The 21,279-nt window shown below is 52.6% G+C and carries 18 protein-coding genes; 8 read left to right on the forward strand and 10 right to left on the reverse strand.

Annotated features, from left to right (window positions below; all coding sequences use genetic code 11):
• Positions 1 to 370 precede the first annotated feature (370 nt).
• The 4 genes from mutL to ACN0YN_RS10810 form a co-directional block, all read right to left on the reverse strand.
• Positions 371 to 2,305, reverse strand: a complete 1,935-nt coding sequence (mutL, locus tag ACN0YN_RS10795; RefSeq protein WP_417385020.1) for a DNA mismatch repair endonuclease MutL — start codon at positions 2,303 to 2,305, stop codon at positions 371 to 373.
• Between the two features lie 123 nt (positions 2,306 to 2,428).
• The gene (locus ACN0YN_RS10800) at positions 2,429 to 3,121 is read right to left on the reverse strand and encodes a UbiX family flavin prenyltransferase (RefSeq protein WP_417385021.1); all 693 of its coding nucleotides are present in this window, start codon (positions 3,119 to 3,121) and stop codon (positions 2,429 to 2,431) included.
• A gap of 29 nt (positions 3,122 to 3,150) precedes the next feature.
• Positions 3,151 to 3,864: a bifunctional demethylmenaquinone methyltransferase/2-methoxy-6-polyprenyl-1,4-benzoquinol methylase UbiE gene (ubiE, locus tag ACN0YN_RS10805; RefSeq protein WP_417385023.1), complete on the reverse strand. Its 714-nt coding sequence runs from the start codon at positions 3,862 to 3,864 to the stop codon at positions 3,151 to 3,153.
• Between the two features lie 23 nt (positions 3,865 to 3,887).
• Positions 3,888 to 5,369, reverse strand: coding sequence for a UbiD family decarboxylase (locus tag ACN0YN_RS10810; protein ID WP_417385024.1), 1,482 nt, complete (start codon positions 5,367 to 5,369; stop codon positions 3,888 to 3,890).
• Positions 5,370 to 5,507: 138 nt separating this feature from the next.
• Between ACN0YN_RS10810 and ACN0YN_RS10815 the strand changes: the two genes are divergently transcribed.
• Positions 5,508 to 6,482, forward strand: coding sequence for a bile acid:sodium symporter family protein (locus ACN0YN_RS10815; protein ID WP_417385025.1), 975 nt, complete (start codon positions 5,508 to 5,510; stop codon positions 6,480 to 6,482).
• Here the strand turns inward: ACN0YN_RS10815 and ACN0YN_RS10820 are convergent.
• Positions 6,479 to 6,757, reverse strand: a complete 279-nt coding sequence (locus ACN0YN_RS10820; RefSeq protein WP_417385026.1) for a transcriptional regulator — start codon at positions 6,755 to 6,757, stop codon at positions 6,479 to 6,481. The two genes, ACN0YN_RS10815 and ACN0YN_RS10820, sit on opposite strands and share 4 nt — an antisense overlap.
• Positions 6,758 to 7,261: 504 nt before the next feature.
• On the opposite strand from ACN0YN_RS10820, the gene ACN0YN_RS10825 reads away from it, so the two are divergent.
• Complete coding sequence (locus ACN0YN_RS10825) at positions 7,262 to 10,171, forward strand: hypothetical protein (protein ID WP_417385027.1); 2,910 nt, start codon at positions 7,262 to 7,264, stop codon at positions 10,169 to 10,171.
• Positions 10,172 to 10,702: 531 nt separating this feature from the next.
• Positions 10,703 to 11,734, forward strand: a complete 1,032-nt coding sequence (gene fbaA, locus ACN0YN_RS10830) for a class II fructose-bisphosphate aldolase (RefSeq protein ID WP_417385028.1) — start codon at positions 10,703 to 10,705, stop codon at positions 11,732 to 11,734.
• A gap of 85 nt (positions 11,735 to 11,819) precedes the next feature.
• Here fbaA and ACN0YN_RS10835 read toward each other — a convergent pair whose 3' ends face one another.
• The gene (locus tag ACN0YN_RS10835) at positions 11,820 to 12,704 is read right to left on the reverse strand and encodes a hypothetical protein (RefSeq protein WP_417385029.1); all 885 of its coding nucleotides are present in this window, start codon (positions 12,702 to 12,704) and stop codon (positions 11,820 to 11,822) included.
• A gap of 335 nt (positions 12,705 to 13,039) precedes the next feature.
• Here ACN0YN_RS10835 and ispF point away from each other — a divergent pair, with 335 nt between their 5' ends.
• The 5 genes from ispF (at position 13,040) to ACN0YN_RS10860 (ending at position 17,973) form a co-directional block, all read left to right on the forward strand.
• A complete protein-coding gene (gene ispF, locus ACN0YN_RS10840; RefSeq protein ID WP_417385030.1) occupies positions 13,040 to 13,552 on the forward strand; it encodes a 2-C-methyl-D-erythritol 2,4-cyclodiphosphate synthase in 513 nt (170 codons plus the stop codon).
• Positions 13,553 to 13,633: 81 nt separating this feature from the next.
• On the forward strand, positions 13,634 to 15,190 hold the full coding sequence (gene cysS, locus ACN0YN_RS10845; protein ID WP_417385031.1) for a cysteine--tRNA ligase: 1,557 nt from the start codon (positions 13,634 to 13,636) through the stop codon (positions 15,188 to 15,190).
• Between the two features lie 31 nt (positions 15,191 to 15,221).
• On the forward strand, positions 15,222 to 15,752 hold the full coding sequence (gene ruvC / locus ACN0YN_RS10850; protein WP_417385032.1) for a crossover junction endodeoxyribonuclease RuvC: 531 nt from the start codon (positions 15,222 to 15,224) through the stop codon (positions 15,750 to 15,752).
• 29 nt (positions 15,753 to 15,781) lie between these two features.
• Positions 15,782 to 16,402: a Holliday junction branch migration protein RuvA gene (gene ruvA / locus ACN0YN_RS10855; RefSeq protein WP_417385033.1), complete on the forward strand. Its 621-nt coding sequence runs from the start codon at positions 15,782 to 15,784 to the stop codon at positions 16,400 to 16,402.
• 260 nt (positions 16,403 to 16,662) lie between these two features.
• Complete coding sequence (locus ACN0YN_RS10860) at positions 16,663 to 17,973, forward strand: HD-GYP domain-containing protein (protein WP_417385034.1); 1,311 nt, start codon at positions 16,663 to 16,665, stop codon at positions 17,971 to 17,973.
• A gap of 23 nt (positions 17,974 to 17,996) precedes the next feature.
• On the opposite strand, the gene ACN0YN_RS10865 is transcribed toward ACN0YN_RS10860, so the two are convergent.
• From ACN0YN_RS10865 to ACN0YN_RS10880, 4 genes are all read right to left on the reverse strand, one after another.
• Positions 17,997 to 19,355: a glycerate kinase type-2 family protein gene (locus ACN0YN_RS10865; protein WP_417385035.1), complete on the reverse strand. Its 1,359-nt coding sequence runs from the start codon at positions 19,353 to 19,355 to the stop codon at positions 17,997 to 17,999.
• A gap of 139 nt (positions 19,356 to 19,494) precedes the next feature.
• A complete protein-coding gene (locus tag ACN0YN_RS10870; RefSeq protein WP_417385036.1) occupies positions 19,495 to 20,052 on the reverse strand; it encodes a hypothetical protein in 558 nt (185 codons plus the stop codon).
• A complete protein-coding gene (locus ACN0YN_RS10875) occupies positions 20,052 to 20,270 on the reverse strand; it encodes a hypothetical protein (RefSeq protein ID WP_417385037.1) in 219 nt (72 codons plus the stop codon). Before ACN0YN_RS10875 ends, ACN0YN_RS10870 begins: the two co-directional genes overlap by 1 nt.
• A 352-nt stretch (positions 20,271 to 20,622) precedes the next feature.
• On the reverse strand, positions 20,623 to 21,276 hold the full coding sequence (locus ACN0YN_RS10880; RefSeq protein ID WP_417385038.1) for an HAD family hydrolase: 654 nt from the start codon (positions 21,274 to 21,276) through the stop codon (positions 20,623 to 20,625).
• Between the last annotated feature and the right edge of the window lie 3 nt (positions 21,277 to 21,279).

Consider the following 21,279-nt stretch of genomic DNA (forward strand, 5'->3'; position numbering starts at 1 on the left):
GAGAGCGGATTCCAGGATCACGTTGTCTTCCTTGATTGATGGAAAATCTTATTCAGGGGCGTGGGGGCGTCAAGGGGGCATGAACAGAATCGGGTGGCGATACCGGTTGACAGGAGTCCGATCTGCTGCGACGTCGGGGCGGTTTTGTGGTGACGAGCGGCGATGTGTGGCGACCCGCAGGCATACATGGGGAACCGATGTTGGTGTGCAAACTGCTTATCTGGAAAAAACCGGCTGTTTTACGGTGAATATCTCGAACAACTGTCGCGTGTTTCAGTGCACTGTAAACTGGGCACGCGCGCGACCCGAAACAACGCTTATCGCCGTTGGCGCGGCGGGGTCAAGTCCAGTTTTTTCAGAGGGAGAGAGATCAGCCCATGCGACCGAACTGGCGATCGAGCTCGGCGTGACTGAGAACCAGCGCGGAAGGACGACCATGCGGACAGTGGTGAGCATCGTCAATCAGGTGCCTCTGTTCAAGCAGGCTGTAGATTTCTTCCTGCGTCAGTCGCTGTCCCGCTTTGATGGCGGCTTTGCAGGACATCATCGTAATCAGTTCATCCAGCAGATCACGGCGCGAAGGCTGTTTCGCGTTGTCGAGATTGTCGGCGATGTCGCGGACCAGCTGTTCCAGATTGACCTTCTTGAGCATCACGGGATAACTGGTGATCAACAGCGTGTTGCCCCCAAATTCTTCAATGCCGAGCCCGAAGCTGTTGAGCATGTCAGCGTGGTCCAGCAGAAGGGCCGCCTCTTTGGCGCTCATTTCGAGGGTCAGCGGAACCAGCAGTTTCTGTGCTTCCACCGATTGCGCGAGGACCCGTTTGCGGAAGTACTCGTACATGATGCGTTCGTGCAGGGCGTGCTGATCGATGATGGTCAACGCGCCTTTGATCTCGACCACGATGTAACAGTTCAGAACCTGAATCGGTCGCAGGTCGGATGTCGCGACGTCGGTGAATTTGTCGGCAGGCCGCTCGATTTCAGGAACGACCAGGTCGGCGGGTTCGGACGACTCAACGGGAGCCTGCTCCCGGTTCTGCTGGAAGTGCGACAGCGGAATCGCATCGGCGGCGGTAAAGGGGGCGGCGAGATCCGAGGAGGGGGAAATCGACCGGGGAGCCGCACTGATTTTGAGATCCGAGAGATTATCGTGAACCTGGTTGAGCTGTTCCTTGGCCCAGCTGGTCAGTTCGAGCTGGGTCTGTTTCTGTTCGGGAGTGAGTGGCGGCGGTGGTGCGGAAATATCGAAGTCGGCTTTTTTGCCGAGCGACATCTGCGACTGCAGATCCATGCTGAGAAACTGACTGCGGAGTGTGGAGAGCAACTGGCGATACAGGTGCTGCCCGTCGCGGAAACGGACTTCGGATTTCGTGGGATGTACGTTGACGTCGACCAGGGACGCGGGCATGTCGAGGTACAGGAACGAGATCGGCTGCCGCCCGACCATGAGCAGACCGCGATAGGCTTCGGTCAACGCATGCTGCAGCGTGCGGTCCTGAATCCAGCGGCCGTTGAGGAACAGGTACTGCCCTTTGCGGGTCGACTTGTTTTCGCTGGGATGCGAGACGTAGCCCCAGATGCGGATGTCGTCGACTTCGGATTCGACCCAGATCAGCTGGTCGGCGAGTTTGCTGCCATAAAACAGGCGGAGCCGATCGAGCAGATTGTCAGAGGGGGGCAGATCGAAGATGACTTTGTTGTTGTGCCTGAGCACCATGTAGAGTCGCGGATGCGCGAGGGCAGCCCGGGTGAACTGCTCGCTGATGTGACCGAACTCGGTCTTGGTGGTTTTCAGAAACTTCCGCCGCACGGGAGTGTTGGCGAACAGCTGCCTGACTTCAATGGAAGTTCCCAGCGGACAGCCACAGGGTTGCGGTTTGCCGGGGGTTCCGGTGTTGACTTCGAATTCGAGCCCCTGGGTCTGCTCGGCGGTACGCGTGCGGATGCGGAAGCGGCTGACTTCGGAAATCGAAGCGAGCGCTTCGCCGCGAAAGCCCATCGTCTGCACGCTGAACAGGTCGTCGGCGGTTGTGATTTTACTGGTCGCATTGCTGGCGACCGCGAGGAGCAGGTCGTCGGGATGAATGCCTTCGCCGTTATCGACCACGCGGATGAAGTCGGCACCGCCATTCATGATGTCGACTTCGATACGGGTGGCGAGGGCGTCGATACTGTTATCGAGGAGTTCCTTGACCGCGCTGGCGGGGCGTTCGATCACTTCGCCAGCGGCAATTTTATTGATGACGCTGGTATCGAGTTGATGAATGCGGGAAATGGATTCCACGACGGCTTTCCGTTCCATTGGCTGATCAGTCCGACTGATGAATCAAGTAATGTGTGTGACCTGTTTTTAACGGTTCCAGGCAAGAATCGCAAGAAAGAGCGTTCGAGAGGAGTGACTGTGCTGAACACATATCACAATCAGCTACGAAGGTTGACTGCCCCAGCGCTGATGGATTTCGTGCCTGATTCCCAGATGATCGCAGATGCGGGCCGACATGAAGTCGACCAGATCGTGGATGGTGACCGGGTTATGATAAAAGCCGGGCGCTGCAGGCATGACGATGGCGCCGGCCTGGGTGAGTTTGACCATGTTCTCCAGCGGAATGAGCCCGAGCGGCGTTTCGCGGGCGAGCAGAATCAGTTTGCGGCGTTCTTTGAGATGCACGTCCGCAGCGCGGTGAATGAGATTGCCACAGGCGCCGGAAGCGATGCTGCCCAGGGTTCCCATCGAACAGGGACAGATCACCATGCCATCGGTCAGAAACGAACCACTGGCGATGCCGGCGGAGAAGTCTTTGTAGTGATGATAGATCAAAGACCCCTGTTTGAGCTCGGAATCGCCGAGGACGGAACTGAGGGCGAAGTCTTCACTGTGTGTCGGTCTGAGTTTGCGGATGACGCTGTCATCGGGCTGACTGGAAGAATCGGGGAGGAGTTCGCCGGGATTGAAGTTTTCCAGGTCGATTTTCAAGCCGAGTTCATGCCTGAGAACATGCGCGGCAGATTCACTCATGGTGAGATGCACGGTGCGGCCGGCGGCCATCAGGACTTCGATCAGGCGGACAGCATAGATGGCGCCGCTGGCGCCGGTCATGGCGACGACTACATTGGACATGAGGAGACCTCACAATCTTTCATTGAACGTTATTTCGAAACCGCTGGTTTCACGCCTGTGTACAGAGTGGCGATGCCGAACGTGAGCGGATACCAGCGTGTGCCTTCCAGCCCGCATTCATCCATCAGGTCGGCTAAAGCTTTTCCATAAGGGAATTCCGAAACCGACTCGGGCAGATAGTTATAGGCAGACTGTCTGTTGCGGGCGAGTAATTGTCCCATTTTGGGGAGAATATGTCGAAAATAAAATTGATAACAGGCGCGAAACAGCGGATTGGTGGGCATGGAGAATTCGAGGACGGCCACCTGACCGCCAGGCTGACAGACGCGGATCATTTCTTTGAGCCCCTGTCGGGTATCGGCGACATTGCGCAGACCGAACGCGACGGAGACGATCTGAAACTGATTGTCGGCGAAGGGGAGTTCCTGGGTGTCTGCTTCCAGAAAGGTGAGCTGGCTGCTGGTATTTTTCTTCAACGCCAGCTGCAGCATTTCATGGGTGAAGTCGGCTCCGACGACCTGCGTTTTGCCGCCTGTTTTTTTGAGATAGGAGAGAGCCAGATCTCCGGTACCGGTACAAACATCGAGAATGGGCGCAGCGCCAGCAGGAGCGACTTTCCGCACGGTGCGCCAGCGCCAGTAATAGTCGACGCCACCCGAGAGGAAGTGGTTCATGAAATCGTAGCGGGGCGCGATTTCGCCAAACATCTGCTGCACACGGGAGCCGGTTTTATCTACATTCATAACTTCAGGATCGTTTCATATTTTCAAGACAGGCCGAGTTCATTCAGACGGCTCTGGACGCGTTCTAATATTTCAGCGGGCATCTTCAAGGCAGACGGCCATTCGCGGGGATGCCCTTCTGCTGCGGATTTACGGGTGGCATCAAGACCGAGTTTGTGGCCGATCCCCTGCACGACGGCGCTGTGGTCATCATCATCGCCGGGCCCTTCCGAGCGAATCAGGTCGCGACCGGGATTGAGATTCGTGCTGACACGGTACCAGACCTGCTGTTCGTCGTGCACGTTGACATCAGCATCGACGACCACGATCAGCTTCAATGATAATAGACTTTCCAGACTCCACAATGCATTAACGACCCGACGGGCCTGCTGCGGATAGGATTTATGAATACTGACGAACATCAGATAACGGCCTGCACCGGCTTCGGGAAAATGGATGTCGACGAGTTCGGGAACCATCAGCTTCAACAGCGGAAGAAAGATACGTTCGGTGGCCTGAGCGAAGAAACCGGCTTCGGAAGGGGGTGCAGCCGGGATCAGCGCGTGCCAGATGGGATTGGCCCGATGGGTGACCGCGGACAGATTCAGCGGCATCACCGTTTCAGCCGGGCTGTAATAGCCGGTGGCATTCGCGACAGGACCGACTTCGACAGGATCAGAGGCGGGATCGATAAAGCCTTCCATCACGATTTCCGCCTGCGCGGGGACATCGATTTCGATGGAGCGGGCCCGAACCAGTTCCAAAGCATTGTTTCGCAGAAAGCCACCAAAGGCATATGGGTCGGTCATTTTCGGCAATGGTGCATGAGCCGTATAGAGGCCGACCGGATCGCCGCCCAGCACGATGGCGACGGGCAGTTGCTGACCGCGAGCCTGGAATTTCTGCAGGAGCTGATAACCGGCGTCATGCTGACTCCAGCGGATCGCCAGTTGCTGATCGGAGAGGACCTGGATGGGTCGGGTATTGACGAAACGGGCTTTGGTTTCCGGATCGAACGTAACGATCTGGGCGGCGGTGATGGTGGGTGCCGTTTCATCGGGCCAGCAGGTGAGCAGCGGGAATTCGCTGAGATTGACATCGCGGCCGAGCTTGACCACCTGCTGACAACTGGCGGTTTTGACGATACGGGGTTTGATGTTGAGAAGCTGCGAGAACTGCGGAATCATTTTCAGCGAATCGAGCCAGCCTTCCGGCAGATCGGGGGACAGGAGTCCGGCGACACGGTCGGCGATGGAATCGAGCGAATCGGTTCGCAGAATCTGCAACAGTCGAGGGAGACTGCCGAAGAGATTCGTCAACACGGGGATTTTGTGGCCGACGACCTGATCGAACAACAGTGCAGGTGCGGAGTCGGGCGGACTGGATTTGACGACCTGTTCGGTGATGGCAGCGATTTCGAGCTGTGTCTCTACCGGGGATGAGATCCGGACGAGCAGCCCTGCTTCTTCAAAGTTGCTGACGAATTCCGCCAGATGGTCCGCATGCATCATTATGGTGTTGTTCATAGAAATTCGGAATGGCATTGATTACAGTCAGGAATCATAACCGATTCATTACTGTCAACAAATGATCGTGGCTGTGAACCTCTCAGATTCTTACGATCCCAGGCCTGTCATCGCCATTTAAGCCCCGGAAACGCTCTTATGCTGCAACGTTACCTGTTAGTCTGGCTGATTCTGCTTTCTGCAGCTGCGATTCTGTGGGACAAGCTCCTGCCCGATACGTTTCATCCGTTTCATGAATCGAAGCCATATCTCTCGTATTTATTTACCGCCACGATGTTCGTGATCGGGTCGTTACTGCCCCCGGATGAGGTGCGGGCGGTGGTTCGGCGCTGGCATCAGGTGCTGGGCGGCACATTTGTGCAATACACGGTGATGCCGAGCCTGGCTTTCCTGATGAGCCTGTTATTTATCGATCAACAGGAATTACGGATCGGCATCATCCTGGTGGGCTGTGTGCCGGGGGCGATGGCTTCGAATGTGTTGACACTGGCGGCGCGGGGCAATGTGAGTTACTCGGTCTGTCTGACCGCGTCGGCCACCCTGCTCTCACCTGTCTTTGTGCCGATTGTGCTTTATCTGGCTGTCAGTGGTACGGATATCAATGCTGCGGAACTGGCGAAAGATTCGTTCTTCCAGCTGCTGACGCAGGTCGTGCTCCCTGTCATCAGCGGACATCTGCTGGCTTTGTATCACTCCGGATTCAGTCGAATGATGCAGTTTTTTGGGCCTGCTTTCGCGAATTTTTCGATCCTGTGGATCATCGCGACAATCATCAGTCTGCAGGAAGCGCAACTGAAGCAGGTCTTTGCTTCGCTGGCGGTGGCACTGCTGGTGATTAACCTGCTGGGCTATCTGTGTGGCTATCTGGCTGGAGCAGCGATTCGACTGAATGAGTCGATGCGGCGGGCACTCACATTAGAAGTGGGGATGCAGAACGCAGGGCTGGGAGCGGTTCTGGCGAGTCAGCTGTTTCCGGGACAGGAGATGATCGCATTACCGCCGGCATTGTATATGTTTGGCTGCATGCTGACCGGAACGATTCTGGCACAGTACTGGTCACTGAAGCGATTCGAAGAAGTGACCGAGCCCTCAGTTGTGCCCGCTGAAGATTAAGTTTCTTCGAGGCGGGCCTTGAGTTCGTCGCGTTCTTTTTTGGTGATATCCAGATCGAACATGAGGTACTTCACATCCAGACGTAATTGAGCCAGTGCTTCCTGGATCAAACCGAGGATTCGTCTGCGACGCTTTACTGATTCCACGACACGTGAGTAAGAGACTTCCAGCAGCAGTTGCTGTTCGCGGGGCAGTTCAGCGATTTTTTTGCCCAGGTCGATTACTTCGCGGGGCAGACTTGCACTATCTGTTTCGTCGGTGAGTCGGATATTCATAAGTTTCAATTCTCAGCTTGTGCCAGTACTTTCACGATCAATGATTTCATCAAGAGGATGAACTGAAAGCCAATAGAACAGATTTCATGCCGAATATGAATATTTAATAAAGGATTTACTCTAAGTCACTACATACAGGCCTGTTAGAACTACATTTGATCATACGCTCTCAAATGACAGATTCACAAAAAAGAGAGGCTTCGTCTTGGCTTAGATTGCAATTTCTTCTAAAATCCTCTGAGAATGTAGTCATTTTTGGCAATGTTATGGCTGGTTGTATTATGGCAACACCTTTGTTGACTGACTGCAACGAAAACCGGACAGCGTACAACATTTCGTAAAGAATGCTGAACGGTGATTGGTTTGTGGAAAATGGGGAATATTTTCCGTAGACCGTCGGGATGGAAAATCATATTCCTGAGTGATCAGGATGTGTAAATCAGTATAGAAACTGCAGCGTTACGATCATTTTTATCCCAGGGATGGGTTCGAGTTCAGGCATCGATGCCACGTATATTGAATAAGCTGTTTCAGAGTCACCTCTGCCTGCTGATCTTTCTATTGACGGGAGTGTTCAGCGAGCCTGTTCTGCGCGCAGAAACTTATCATGAACACTTCGATGATACCTCCCGCGTCAGCTGGGAAGTGCGCATCGACCCGAACCAGGCTCAGAAAAAGTGGCATGTCCGTAATACAACGGTGATGCACTCCGGTGCTGCCTGTGAGCATCTGCAGGTGGCGACAGGAAACCTGGGTTCACTGATTGAAGTGTCGCACCCACTCCCTTCCAGTCGAATTATTAACGAACTGACTGTGTCTTTGTGGCTGAAATCCAATCGACGCGGGACGCGCGTGGGTCTGGAAGCGGTCCTGCCCCATCAGATCGATCCGGAAACCGGTGCAGTCGCCCGCATGTATCTGATTGGAGATACGTATTCGGAAGAAGGCAAATGGCAGCAGTTGAAGTGCACAACTACCGAAGCACTGGTGAACCAGTCACTGGGACTGTTACGCGGACGCAGTAAGCTCCGTCAACTGGATACCCGTGAGATGTATGTGGAACGGGTTCTGGTTGTGACACGTTCTTCCTCAGATCAGGTCGAATTCCTGCTGGACGATCTGAAACTGACCCCGATTGTCCGCCCCAATGATTCGATCATGCAGACGGCTGCGGCGCTGAGTAAGCAGAAGGCCAAGCCGATCGTGGAATTTCTGCTGGACCGGGTTCAACTGGAGGGAAGACCATTCTTTCCCCGTATGTCACAGTATCATGGCGAAAACCTGGAATCACTCAAACAGGCCGGTCTGAATATTATCGAGGCCCCCCAGTTTGATGACTACCGGTTTCTCTCAGAACTGCGCAACCAGGGATTATGGGCCATGGCAACGCCGCCGCGTCCCCAGGCTCAGGACGGTACGTTTCTTGCCTCTCGCGATGCGACACTGATCCCCTTTGATGAGCAGACAGCGCCGATTGTGTTCTGGTATCTGGGAACACAAATTCCCGGCAGTAAATGGAATGAAATCCGCAGTCGCGTCGGTCAGATTCAAAGTGCCGACCAGCAGTTCAAACGACCAATCATGGCAGACGTCCTCGGGAAAGAACGGCAGATTGCCCGGGAAGTTTCGATGATTGGTTCCAGCCCGCGTATCCTGAACACCGATATCAGCCTGCTGGAATACCGCAATACACTGATTGAAAAAACCCGATTTGCCCCGGGACGATTTCTCTGGACCTGGATCCAGACAGAACCGACGTTTGCCAATGCACGCTGGCGAGATTCTTCCAATAAACTTCCGATTGTCATAGAGCCTGAGCAAATCCGTCTGCAGGTCTACGCCACCCTCTCTTCCGGTTGTCGTGCGGTCGGTTACTGGACCACGAACCGACTGGATGATACGAGTACTCCCGGTGCACTGGAACGCAAACTGGTCATCGAACAATTAAATCGCGAGATCGATCTCATTGAGCCGTGGCTGGCGACTGGTTCTGTAATTTCCCATGTCCCTTTCAGGCTTAAGCAAAAATCAACTCCTCAGATCACCCAGTTAGGGGTCGATTTCAAGCAATCCAGTTCCAAGCGACTCCAGGTGAACGAACAACTGTCTGAACGGGAAATGCAGCTCCAGCGGGAAAAAGCTGCGGCTGAAGAACTCCAGGCAGCCGTCATTCATTCTGAATATGGGACATTGATTCTACCGGTCTGGTATCGCGACGGCGCCCAGTTTGTCCCCGATCAGATGGCGGGTAACGACGCCACAATTGTCATCCCGGGTGGAAACGTATCCGCCTCGGTCTGGGAATTGAGCACGACCCGAATTAAAAACCTGGATCGGAAACGCGTGAACGGGGGCGTTGAAATTTCGCTTCCCAAATTCGATATGACGTCAATCATCATCATGACTTCCGATCAGGGACTGATTGAGAAGCTGAGAAAAAAAGTGGCGCTGATCAGCCCGCACGCCGCAGAAACCAGTCTAAAACTGAGCCGCGCCAAGCTGGAGCGCTGTCAGAATACAAACGCAGAACTGCTGGAACTGGGCGTGAGCCAGGTTGCGCGTATGGATGGACCAGCCATCCTGGAACGAGCCCGGGAGCGATTGAGTCAGGCAGAGTCGGCGTTTTCCGCGCAGGATTATCATAGTGCTCACAATGCGGCCCGCGACTGCAGACAGATGTTGCGAATCTTACAGCGAATTCAATGGCGGGAAGCAACCCGGACTCTTTCCCTGTCCATGACGAGCCCTTATACCGTCTCTTACAGTACCCTGCCCGATCACTGGAGAATGATTGAACAGATTGGTCGCAGTGCCAAACGCATCGATCCCAATATGCTGCGATCGGGGGATTGTGAAGACATCGACACGATGGTTGGCGAAGGTTGGACTCACGTGCAACATGCGATTGAGGGAACCCAGGCGATTGCCGAGCTGTATCCCCGTGACAAACGTTCGGGCGATTTCAGCCTGAGACTGCTGGCAGTCCCGCTGAACCGGAATGACATTCCACAAAATATCGAAGGCCCACTGGTACAGCTCACAACGCCACCCCTGGCGGTTCGCAGCGGACAGATTGTGCATGTCACAGGCTGGGCCAAAGTATCAACTTCGATCACAGGCAACCCGCTGGGGGCAACACTGCAGGACAGCATCATGGGACCTGGCGGTGCTTTACATTGGAATGAAAAGAGTGAGTGGCAGAAGATTGATCTGATCAGAGAAGTGCCACAAAGCGAAAACTTCATTCTGACGCTGTCATTGAATGGACTGGGAGCGATTCTCTTCGACGATTTACGGGTAATGACTTATACCCCTGAGCCCCGAATTTACCAGCAGACCCAGGGGCTGGAAGCGCTGCCTGCAAAGGCAACCGGCTTATCGGGAGTCGAATTACTGAACAAGGTTCCGAAATAAAGCCTGGAACCACGACTGAAAACGCTCGTCTCCGAGTCCTGTAAAAGCGTACCCCGCTCTCTCGGTTTTCTCGCAAATCCCCGGTCAAAACGGGCATTTTATGACAGCACCGGCGAAAACCTCTGCAAAGCTTCGCTTGACGGTTTCCCCCGACACTTGAATGACCGGGCAGAACTTGATAATAAACAGTATAAACAGAGTGAAAATCTGGCTCGGGGTTTTATGCTCTGTCAAACAGTTTTCAAACCGCATCCAACTTTAATTCACAATCGCTATGGTCTTGTTAACCAGAACTGATGTTCTGAGTGCAATGACGGCTGGCTGGATTAAGGATTGAATCAGCGGAAACTCAGAGGCCATTCTCTCGATCATCTTTTTCAGTTCCCTGCTGTTTCCAGTCTGTGATGAACATTGTCTCGTCAATTCATCCGGAAACCAAGCAGGTCCAGATCAGGTATCATCGTGTCGGATCGGCTTAAAGCTCATACAGAATCAAACTTTTTATCACTTTAAACTGAACAGGAAAAACCAATGCCGATTGCAACCCCAGCTCAATACGCAGCGATGCTGGATGCCGCTCAAGAAGGTAACTATGCCTACCCCGCGATGAATGTCACCTCGCTGACCACAATCAACGGAGCTTTGAAAGCATTTGCAGATAAGAAGTCAGACGGAATCATCCAGGTTTCTACCGGCGGCGGTCAATTCGCTTCAGGTCTGGATCAGGCAGACGCTGTTTTAGGAGCGATCATTTTAGCAGAAGCCACTCACCGACTGGCAGAACGTTACGATGTACTGATTGCTCTGCACACAGACCACTGCCAGCCCGGTAAAGTCGATTCCTTCCTGAAGCCACTGATTGCAGAAACCGCCCGTCGTCGCGAAGCTGGTCTGCCGAACCTGTTCCAGTCTCACATGCTGGATGCTTCAGAACTGCCTCTCAAAGAAAACCTGGAATTATCGGTTGAACTGCTCAAGCTGTGTGCGGCCAACGAAATCATTCTGGAAGTAGAAGCCGGCGTGGTCGGCGGTGAAGAAGATGGTGTGGATAACTCCGATCAGCCAGCCGACAAGCTGTATACTTCACCAGAAGACATGGTCGCCGTTTACGAAGCACTCAACGGACTGGGACGTTACATGTTTGCTGCCACCTTCGGCAACGTGCATGGCAGCTACAAACCAGGTGCCGTCAAACTGCGTCCGGAAATTCTGAAACTGGGTCAGGAAGCTGTGATCGCCAAGTACGGTAAAGAAGCAGAATTCGACCTGGTATTTCATGGTGGTTCCGGAACTCCCGAAGATCAGCTGCGGGAAACACTGGAATACGGCGTTGTGAAAATGAATATCGACACCGATACTCAGTACGCCTTCACCCGTCCTGTTGTGGATCACATGATGAAGAACTACGACGGCGTATTAAAAATCGATGGCGAAGTCGGAGTCAAGAAAGTTTACGACCCACGCAGCTATCTGAAAGCCGGTGAAAAGGGAGTGGCTCAGCGTATGGGTGAAGCCTGCGATGACCTGTTCTCCAGCGGAAAAACGATTTTCGGTAAAGTCTGATTCACTGCTGTGATTCAGCCGAAAAACAGAGATTCAAGTGAGCTGTTTCTTTTCGAAGCAGCTCACTTTTTTTATGAGCTGCGTGTTACTCGCTGCGAACCACGTCCATCTTCGACATGTTGGACAGACGCACGACCAGAATTTTCTGAATGTCCGCTTTGGAACCTTCTCCGCGAAAAAACAGGTGCCCTGCCGAGTTCTGCTTGACTCCATCGGTGGCAGTGATGATCGCCATCTCGCCTACGTTCAGAGTGACTTCAAATTTCTGGTTATAGAAAGGGCTGGTATTCTGACGATTTTCCAGCTGCCAGCCAATTGTCGTTGGCGTACGACGCAACTGCTGTGCTCCGTAATGCACTTCGGGAGTGAACTCCAGTTTCGCCCAGCCATCCTGCACTTTATGTGCTTTGACTCGCATCACGCAGCGGGCTTGTTCAAACTCTTTGACTTCCTCAGGCTCTTCGTCATCGCCTGTCAGCAGTTTCAAGCTGCATTTGTCATAGAAGTCACTGGTTTGAATATCTGTAGGCACGCCCGACCTTAGCATCAGACGTCTGCCGGACAGCAGTAGTGACTCATCTTCCCGGGAAAGACCTCCCAGATGCGATTTCAAACCGAGGAGCGTCTGCAACGCCATGGGGGGAACTGAACTCACATGGCCGACTCGCAGGCCATTCTGATTCAGGTTTTCCTGGTTCAACAGCTCGATGGCTCCGATTTCATCCACTTCATTCCAGAGAGCCGACCCCAGCAGAGGATCTGTGACGGGGCGTTCAATAAAGACAATTTCGACCTGCATGGCATCCTGAGAAACCGGAATTGCAGGCAGCTTATTGACCGTCTGTTTCTCCGCGTATTTCTTCAATCCGAACACGGCACTCTCTTCCATCAATGCGCAGCCGGATATTTTGACGACCAGTAAAACCAGTGTCACAACCGCCAAACAGGATCTGAGAGGGAGTAACTTCATGAAAGGTTTAGTTGAGAGAGGTATCAGTTTGAGAGATCAGTGCACGACAGGATATCGCGTTTTGAATTGAAGGGGCCGGGAGTCTAACGGGAATCAGATTTTATGTCAATTTGAAATTCCCGATATGCCGCATCCTGCTGAACCGGCGGGGTTTGTACCACAATTACGCTACTCTCGATCAGGGAACGACTTGGGAATCCTGGCTCATATTGCCTTGTTTGAGTGCTCCAGCTATGATTTGCCTGCTTCAGCTGAACCCGACCCAAACCCATATTCATAAGAACAGCCTTCGCCGTGATCTGAATGATTTCGACGACGGTCATTGATTTGAACTCATGACATCTGCCTCTGAAACCCGGAAAAATCCAGAATTGCGAATCGGCGCAGGCCAGGACTGCCATCGGCTGGAAGCAGGTTACCCGCTCATACTGGGTGGAGTCAAAATTGAATTTGAACTGGGCCTGGTGGGACACAGCGACGCCGATGTGTTGCTGCACGCCATCACCGATGCCCTGCTGGGAGCAGCCGGCCTGGGTGACATTGGAGAGATGTTTCCCAACACAGATGACCGCTGGAAAGGTGCCGACTCCGGTGACCTGTTGAAAGCAGCGTTCTCAGAAGTACAACAGGCTGGCTGGCAAATTGTAAACCTGGATTGCACTATTTCGGCAGAACGTCCTAAACTAGCCAGCATTAAGCCTCAGATCAGGAAATCGGTCGCAGGGTTACTCGAGCTGGACGAACAACAAGTCAACATCAAAGCCAAAACAGGAGAACGCGTTGGCCCCGTCGGCAGACAGGAAGCGATGACAGCAGATGCTGTCGTGCTTTTAACGCGAACTCAATGATATTCATTCTCAGACGGAACCTGTTTCCATTCAGGTTTCTCATTAATTTGATTACAGGAAGAAATTCAGGTATCGCACACAATGACACTCAGAATTTACAACACACTCAGTCGCAAAAAAGAAGATTTCCAGACGATCAAACCAGGCAAGGTTGGCATCTATCTGTGTGGTCCCACAGTTTACAAGCATTCGCATATCGGTCACATGGTTGGTCCGGTCATTATTGATACGATCGCCCGCTATCTGACCTATAACAATTACGAAGTCAAATTCGTCAATAATATCACCGACATCGATGACAAACTGATCAATAAAGCAGCCGAGCTGAATATCTCTGTCGAGAAGCTGGCGGCGGAAATGACACAGGATTATTTCGATAACCTGGATACCATGGGCGTCGATACGATTACCGATTTCCCCAAAGCCACCGACTATATCGAAGCAATGCAGGAGATCATCCAGTCGCTGATTGATAAAGACTTTGCCTACCCGCTGGATGGTGATGTCTATTTCTCCGCTGCAACAGACAGTAAATATGGCTGTCTCAGCGGTCGCAAAATCGAGGAAATGATTGCGGGGACGCGTGTCGAAGCCAATGATAAAAAGAGGAACCCGGCAGACTTCGCGCTCTGGAAGAAATCACGTCCGGGTGAGCCTGCGTGGGACAGTCCGTGGGGCCCCGGTCGACCGGGGTGGCATATTGAATGCTCCGCCATGAGTCGCAAACTGCTGGGTGATTCCTTTGATATTCACGGCGGTGGCCTCGATCTGATGTTCCCGCATCATGAAAACGAACGGGCTCAGTCAGAATGCTGCACGGGTAAAACCTACGTACGTTACTGGGTTCATAACGGATTGATGCAGGCCAGCGATGCTCCTGGAAAAGTAGGCGGCCAGCATGACCGTCACGGTGATGTCGCCGTAGACCAGCAGGCACAGGAAGCCGACAAACTCTCTGGTTCCAAAGGAGCTGCATCCGTAAAAGAGCTGTTCGCCGTTCACCCGCCGGAAATCGTACGGTTGTTTCTGCTCTCCACGCATTATCGCAGCCCGATCGCCTTCAGCGATGAGAATATCCGTGAGACCGGAAAAGGTATCGAAGGCTTCTACCGTTTCTTTGAAACGTTTGAACGTATCACCGGAGAAAGTTTCTACCAGCTTCCCACGGCAGAGAAGCGGGAGCAGTCGACAGGTCTGGAAGGAGATCCGGCAGAATACTTCCAGCAGCTCTCTGAATTGCGTCAGCGCTTCCTGGAAGCAATGGACGATGACTTTAATACAGGTGGTGCGATTGGCATATTGTTTGAGTTACGCTCGACTTTGAACGCCTTGATTCATTCGCAGAACCTGGAAGGTGCAGGCAAGCAGAACCAGGCAATGATTGATGCCCTGAAAACCGGTGCCAGCCAGCTCAAGGAACTTTCCAACCTGCTGGGTGTGTTCCGTAAAGCCCCTGCCAAAGATTCGGGTGCCGATGACGGACTGGTCAATCAACTGATGGAACTGGTTCTGGAGATACGAAAAGATGCCCGAGCCAGCAAAAACTGGGACATCGCTGATAAAATCCGTGATGGCCTGGCTGCCTGCCAGATCACGGTAGAAGATCGTCCGGAAGGTAGTTTGTGGCGACGCGGCTAATCACGTTTTCTGCGATCAGATTGAGCCAATCATGAATCTGAATTCAATGATGGATGAAACAGAGTTGACGAAAGCGGTCCGCTTTCTGGGAATTGACCCGGGATTAAATCGGACGGGTTATGCTCTGTTACAGCAGTCTGCGAAAGGCCCGGTCCTGTGCGAAGGTGGCATTATCCGTTCGAATCAGGAAGCGAACCTTGCTGCGCGAATTCATGAAATCGCTTCCGGGATCCGGGAAGTGATTACCGAATATCAGCCGGACGTGATGGTGATTGAGCAGGTATTTACAACCCCCCGTTTCCCTAAGAGCTCAATCATCATGGCTCATGCCCGTGGCGCCATCCTGTTTGCAGCCCATGATGCGGGCATACCGGTCGTGCATTACACTCCGACTCAGATTAAAAAGCTGATTACCGGCAGCGGCCGAGCTTCAAAAGAACAGATGCAGCACGCTATCAAAACAGAGTTGGGCTTAAAGACCATTCTGGAACCCAATGACGTGGCAGATGCCTTCGCGGCTGCTTTATGTCATTACCACACTATCCGTGTCACCTGTCTGTGATACCCGTTTCTCTTATCGACTGAGCATCCATGATTACAAATATTCGCGGCGAACTGATTGAGTTAAGCTTAACTGAAGCCATTATTTCAGTCGGGGCTTTCGACTACGAAGTCTTTATTCCCGAATTTGTCCGCCGCCAGCTGCAGCCCCTGATTGGCAGCGAAGTCAGCCTGAAAACCATTCAGTACATCGAGGGGAATCCGCAGAAAGGCAGACTCACTCCCCGCATGATTGGATTTATGAGTCACGCCGAACGGGAGTTCTTCGAACTGGTCTGCTCGGTCGATGGGGTGGGAGTCAAAAAAACGTTACGGGCAATGGTCCGTCCCGTCAAAGAAGTGGCGACGGCCATTGAGGAAAAAGATATTAAACAGCTCACCACACTGCCGGGGATTGGTCCGGCTGTCGCGGAGCGAATCGTCGCCAAGCTCAGACGCAAGATGACAAAATTCGCATTGATTGTTGCCAAAGAATTTCCCGCCGACGAAGGCCGCACCGATGTATTCAGCGAAGCCTATGAAGCGCTGCTCAGCCTGGGATATTCGGCAACCGAAGCGCGCAGCAAGGTGGAAACCATCGCCGCGGAAGGAAAGAAATTCAAAAGCATCGAAGAGTTTCTGACCACTCTCTATCAGCAGGAACGGAGCTGAGCCTGATCAACGGCTCGTTTTTCCGCTGCTATAATCGCTGTAACCGACAGATTCGTTATCATCTCTGTCTGAATGTGCCTGTCTGCGCATCTCGTGAGCTTCCGATCTGACCGAACAGTCTGACTGAACTAAGTTTAAGAAATCGCTTATGCTAGCGAATTGGTTTATGCAATCCGATTCTTTTCTACTGTCGTCAGATCATTCAGCTTTTATCGTACGATCTAAATTGCAAATCTCCAGGCACAGCAGCGTCTCACATTATGGTTGCCAAAATTATCAAACAGAAATCCAGCCCCTATAGTGCGCTGAATATTGACCGTTTAAGAATGGGGGTCAAATTACAGGCCCCCATTTACGACGCCGAAACGGAAAAAAACATCCTGCTGCTGGCCAGCGGCAAGACCATCACCAACTCGACAATCCAGAATCTGAAAAAACGTGGCATTCGCAATGTGCGGGTCCATGAACGGGATCTGTCCAACCTGACGCTGGCGCCCGGTGAAAGTCAGTCTTCCACTTCTTCCCTGAGACTGCGCAGCCAGCAGGCAAGAAACCGGGCTGGAGGCCTTTCTGCAGATCGACAGGCGGAAACAGAACGCACCAGTTCTCCCTGGCAGATTCAGTCCCGGTCCTTTTTACATGAAGTCACTCAGCCTGAAGCAACCGCTTATTCTCCTGCGTTACAAATGGAGTATCGAAAAGAATTTGAAGTCCTGACAAAGGTAACCGATGACATTTACCGTCAGGTTCTGGGTGCTTCTCGCATCAGCATGGCTCAGATTAAAAATGTGACTGACAGTTCCTTTTCGCAAATGGTAAAGGACATGGATCTGTTCGTCCTGGAAGGAATCACTCCCGTCACTCTGGGAAATTTCTGTCGGCACGGTTTGCAGATGTCGAGCCTGGCAATGGCGATGGGAACTCAGCTTGGACTGCAGAAAGAGCATTTAGCTCAACTCTGCATCGGTTGTCTGGTTCATGATGCCGGCATGGTCAAAATAAATTGTTCCGGAAAGCAGGGACTTCAGTCTGTCAGTCCACTCGAAAGCCTGGAGCTCAAAAAGCACCCGACGATTACATATGACTTACTCAATGAATCCAATGAATTCCCCATGGTCTCCCGAATTATCGCATACCAGATTCACGAACGTTGTGACGGTTCCGGTTATCCCCGGGGAAAGAGAGCAAATCAGATTCACCCGCTTGCTAAAATTGCAGCCGTGGCAGATGAATTCATTTCGCTGGTCTCTCTGGCTGCTGATCAGATTGAAACCCATCCTTATCAGGCGGTAGAACAGTTGATTTACGGCGCCTCGCAGGGAACCTTCGACAGCGGAGCAGTTCGCGCCTTGCTGCAGTCGATCTCACTCTACCCTGTGGGATCCGTCGTCGAATTAAATCAGGGACAACTGGCAACCGTACTGCGAACAAATCGCACGAAATATGATGCACCGGTTGTCAGTGTACTGCATCCCGATGGCAGCTCAGAACTTTTCAACCTGCAGGAACACGAAGATTTGCGCGTCATCCGAGCCATCCCCCACGCCGAACTTGAAACGCTCAATCTGTAAGCGAGTCAGCACCGGGTCGTAAATCAATCGACGATGGCCACTCGCAGATCCATCACGTTGGTCTGTGTGGCACCTGTTTTCAGCAGACTGCCTGTTGCGGCCAGAATCGGATAGGCATTGTGATCCCGCAAATAGAGCGCAGGATCCAGCCCCCGTTCATGGGCACGTTTCAGGCTCAACTCATCCAGAATTCCACCGGCTGCATCAGTAGGCCCATCTTCTCCATCAGTCCCTCCTGAGAGGATGCAGAACCCCGATAGCGATTCATCCCAGAGACGTTCCATTGCCGCCAGTACCAGTTCCTGATTGCGGCCCCCCTTTCCCGGATTGGGGGACGATGATAGATCGACAACCGGCTCTCCGCCGCTGAGGATACAGGCAGGGCGTTGCACCGGACCTGTTCCCGCCTGTAACTGCAGACAGAGCTCAGCCAGTTCCACACCGGTACCAATCGCGGTCCCTTCATTCGCTGAACCAAGCGAATAGACTTCATAGCCTAATGCCTGAGCCTGCTCTGAGGCTGCTTCCAACGCCGTGGCATTACTGCCGATAATCTGATTGAACACGGTCGCCTGACTCACCGACTTTTGCGGATCTGCTGGTGTCTGTTCTGACTTCAAGATGCTCCATACGCTGTCAGGAATCTGCGCGGGATCGGAAACAAATCGCTGCAGAACCTGCAGGGCATCCTGAGCCGTCGATTCATCTGCGACCGTCGGACCGGAAGCGATCAGATCGAGCGGGTCGCCGACAATATCGGAAATAATCAAGGCAAACAGCTGACGACAACCAGCGGCTTGAGCCAGTCGTCCCCCTTTCACTGCAGAGATCTGCTTGCGGACACAGTTCAATTCCTGAATGGTTGCCCCCGAGGACATCAACAACCGGGTGACCCGTTGTTTGTCTTCCAGGGTCACTGGCGGCAGGGGAGCTGGCAGCAATGCACTCCCGCCACCAGAGATCAGGACAATACAGATATCATCCGGTTGCAGATCCGACATTTTCTGCAGGATCTGTCGGGCACCATAAACGCCTTCCGCAGTCGGTTCGTTCAGGCTCGCCGGTCGCGCCGGATAGAGATGAATTTTTGATAGAGGTCGCACACAATCTGCGGGAACATTGACCCAGCCAGATGTTCTTTCAGACAGCGATGAACCCCGCAGTGCAGATTCCACACCTGCAGCCATCCCACTGCCTGCTTTGCCTGCCCCTGTGACCAGCAGTCGTTCATGACCTTTCAGAGGAATTTTATGCCCGCAGATCGTCAGTTCCTGGTCTGTCACCTGGATGGCCTGGGAGACCAGCGTTTCAGAGTCGACCGCTCTGACTCCGGCTTTCCAGATCTGAAAAGCACGTTGGGCCGTTGAAGATGCCTGCGACATCAATACCTCGCATAAATGAGAAAAGCAGACCGGCTGAATTCCAGATTACTTTTCGTATCTCCATGCAGTTGCACGGAAGGTGATTAACAGGGATGTGCTCTGGTCGAGACTGGCTATCGCTGGAGAGAAATCATACGTTTCAGGGATCTGCCTGATCCGAACCCGAGTCTTCCACAGTTGTATTTAACGAACGTGCCAGTTCTTTTGCAAGTACACGTCCCTGAACCTCTGCAGGAGGGACTCCCTCCTCTGTCAGTTTTTTCCGGGCCAACTCATCTTCCTGATCATACCAGAGAGGGTCGACCTTTGCCTGGGTGATTTCAGAAACTTTCCAGACCCCTGTCTGACTTTTGACGAGATGAATATCCGGTTTGATGGCGTAACCATTTTTCTGAATCTGAACACGTACCTGGGCTGTAGCTGAGTTCAATTTGACGTCCAGGACGCGGCATTCCAGCGGCAGCGGATCGTTGTGCGACTCCTGTTTCAGTTTCTTCGCCAGATCCGCTTTTTCAGGTGTAAGCAGAGCGCGAATCTGTGATTCATTCCCTGTTTCCAGAGCGTCCACAAACTCAAGCGCGATCTGCTCCACCCGATAATGCTCATAGAGTCGTTGTGCGCCAATAACTACCAGGTAGAGACCTGCAGCAACGAGCGCACCGATGAGAAACTTCTGCGAGAGAGGTCGATTGGCCATCAGGCGCCTGGGCGGAGATGGCTATATGCGGACAGGATGGCGTAGAGATCCGAGGGAATCTTCACTTCGTCTTCTGAAAAATCAGAAATCCAGGTACGACGATAGTAAACTGCTTCCGCCAGGGCATCTGCAATTTCCCCAAATCGAACATTGACCAGACTGTCATTCTGTTCGAGAGTCTCTTCTTCACCTGTAAAAATTCGAAGTCGATGTTGCATGAATAAGGATCCTTCCTATATCGAACTCAATGATTTCTGGACCGACTGAATCCACAGTCAGGCAGAGGCAATTCCCTGCAAACCAGTATCATTTTGATTGAGCTGAACAAAACAGGAGACCGGGATTACTCCAGCCTCATATTATTTATCGGCTTAATCAATTTAGCTTCTTGACCGAAAAGTTCAGTTTTTTTCGATTTTATCGGCTGTAAGGTCGACCCAATTTCGCCACTTTGAAATCGAAGATGTAAAATTTACCAGTCGATCGGCGTAATTCGCGCATTGAGATGACGGAAAGAATTATCAAACAGCAATCTTTGCCGACTGAAATGAAGCCTGGCTGCACCTTGAATCAGGAAAGAGATGACTGCACGCCAAGTAAGGCGGGAAGTTCATACATTGAGCGAAAGGTTTTTGCCCCGTACGACTCCAGTTCAACAGGTGAACTGTGGTCGGCGTAACCGAGTACCGGGATGCCCGCTGCCACTGCTGCCTGCACTCCCAGTTTGCTGTCTTCGATGACCACGCACTCGCTCGGATGCACACCCATCTGGTCAGCCGCATACAGATAGAGATCGGGTTCTGGTTTCCAGACGCCGACGGTATAAGCAGAATAAATACGACCGTCAAAATAACGTGACAGATCGGTGATCTTCAAAGTCAGTGCCATCTTTTCTTCAGGTCCATTCGAAGCGACACACTTGGTAACGGGAATTGCTTCCAGCGCTTCCCGGACTCCCTGAATGGCCTGGAGTTCTTTCTCGAAAACCTTTGCCATTTGAGCACGGACCTGAGTGGCAAAATCTGCCGGTAGCTTCGCATCCATCTGATCTTCAACGACCGCCAGACAATCGGCCAGCTTGCCCCCCTTGAACTGCTCCACCGCCTGTTCGGGTGAAAGCGGGAATCCGATCTCTGTAATCATCTCGGCCAGAACGCGATTTCCCAGGGTTTCGCTGTCGACCAGCACACCATCACAATCAAAGATTACCGCTTTGTATTTCATGTC

Origin of the sequence: Gimesia sp., assembly GCF_048260065.1 — a bacterium.
In the GTDB taxonomy this organism is placed as follows: domain Bacteria; phylum Planctomycetota; class Planctomycetia; order Planctomycetales; family Planctomycetaceae; genus Gimesia.

Coding starts and splice junctions, on each gene's coding strand:
- ACN0YN_RS10860 (WP_417385034.1), top strand. CDS start 16,663: ATGGTTGCCAAAATTATCAAACAGAAATCCAGCCCCTATAGTGCGCTG.
- ACN0YN_RS10835 (WP_417385029.1), bottom strand. CDS start 12,704: ATGAAGTTACTCCCTCTCAGATCCTGTTTGGCGGTTGTGACACTGGTT.
- ruvA (WP_417385033.1), top strand. CDS start 15,782: ATGATTACAAATATTCGCGGCGAACTGATTGAGTTAAGCTTAACTGAA.
- ACN0YN_RS10815 (WP_417385025.1), top strand. CDS start 5,508: ATGCTGCAACGTTACCTGTTAGTCTGGCTGATTCTGCTTTCTGCAGCT.
- fbaA (WP_417385028.1), top strand. CDS start 10,703: ATGCCGATTGCAACCCCAGCTCAATACGCAGCGATGCTGGATGCCGCT.
- ACN0YN_RS10800 (WP_417385021.1), bottom strand. CDS start 3,121: ATGTCCAATGTAGTCGTCGCCATGACCGGCGCCAGCGGCGCCATCTAT.
- ACN0YN_RS10820 (WP_417385026.1), bottom strand. CDS start 6,757: ATGAATATCCGACTCACCGACGAAACAGATAGTGCAAGTCTGCCCCGC.
- ACN0YN_RS10825 (WP_417385027.1), top strand. CDS start 7,262: ATGCCACGTATATTGAATAAGCTGTTTCAGAGTCACCTCTGCCTGCTG.
- ACN0YN_RS10810 (WP_417385024.1), bottom strand. CDS start 5,369: ATGAACAACACCATAATGATGCATGCGGACCATCTGGCGGAATTCGTC.
- ACN0YN_RS10880 (WP_417385038.1), bottom strand. CDS start 21,276: ATGAAATACAAAGCGGTAATCTTTGATTGTGATGGTGTGCTGGTCGAC.
- ruvC (WP_417385032.1), top strand. CDS start 15,222: ATGAATCTGAATTCAATGATGGATGAAACAGAGTTGACGAAAGCGGTC.
- ACN0YN_RS10875 (WP_417385037.1), bottom strand. CDS start 20,270: ATGCAACATCGACTTCGAATTTTTACAGGTGAAGAAGAGACTCTCGAA.
- mutL (WP_417385020.1), bottom strand. CDS start 2,305: ATGGAACGGAAAGCCGTCGTGGAATCCATTTCCCGCATTCATCAACTC.
- ACN0YN_RS10865 (WP_417385035.1), bottom strand. CDS start 19,355: ATGTCGCAGGCATCTTCAACGGCCCAACGTGCTTTTCAGATCTGGAAA.
- ispF (WP_417385030.1), top strand. CDS start 13,040: ATGACATCTGCCTCTGAAACCCGGAAAAATCCAGAATTGCGAATCGGC.
- ACN0YN_RS10870 (WP_417385036.1), bottom strand. CDS start 20,052: ATGGCCAATCGACCTCTCTCGCAGAAGTTTCTCATCGGTGCGCTCGTT.
- ubiE (WP_417385023.1), bottom strand. CDS start 3,864: ATGAATGTAGATAAAACCGGCTCCCGTGTGCAGCAGATGTTTGGCGAA.
- cysS (WP_417385031.1), top strand. CDS start 13,634: ATGACACTCAGAATTTACAACACACTCAGTCGCAAAAAAGAAGATTTC.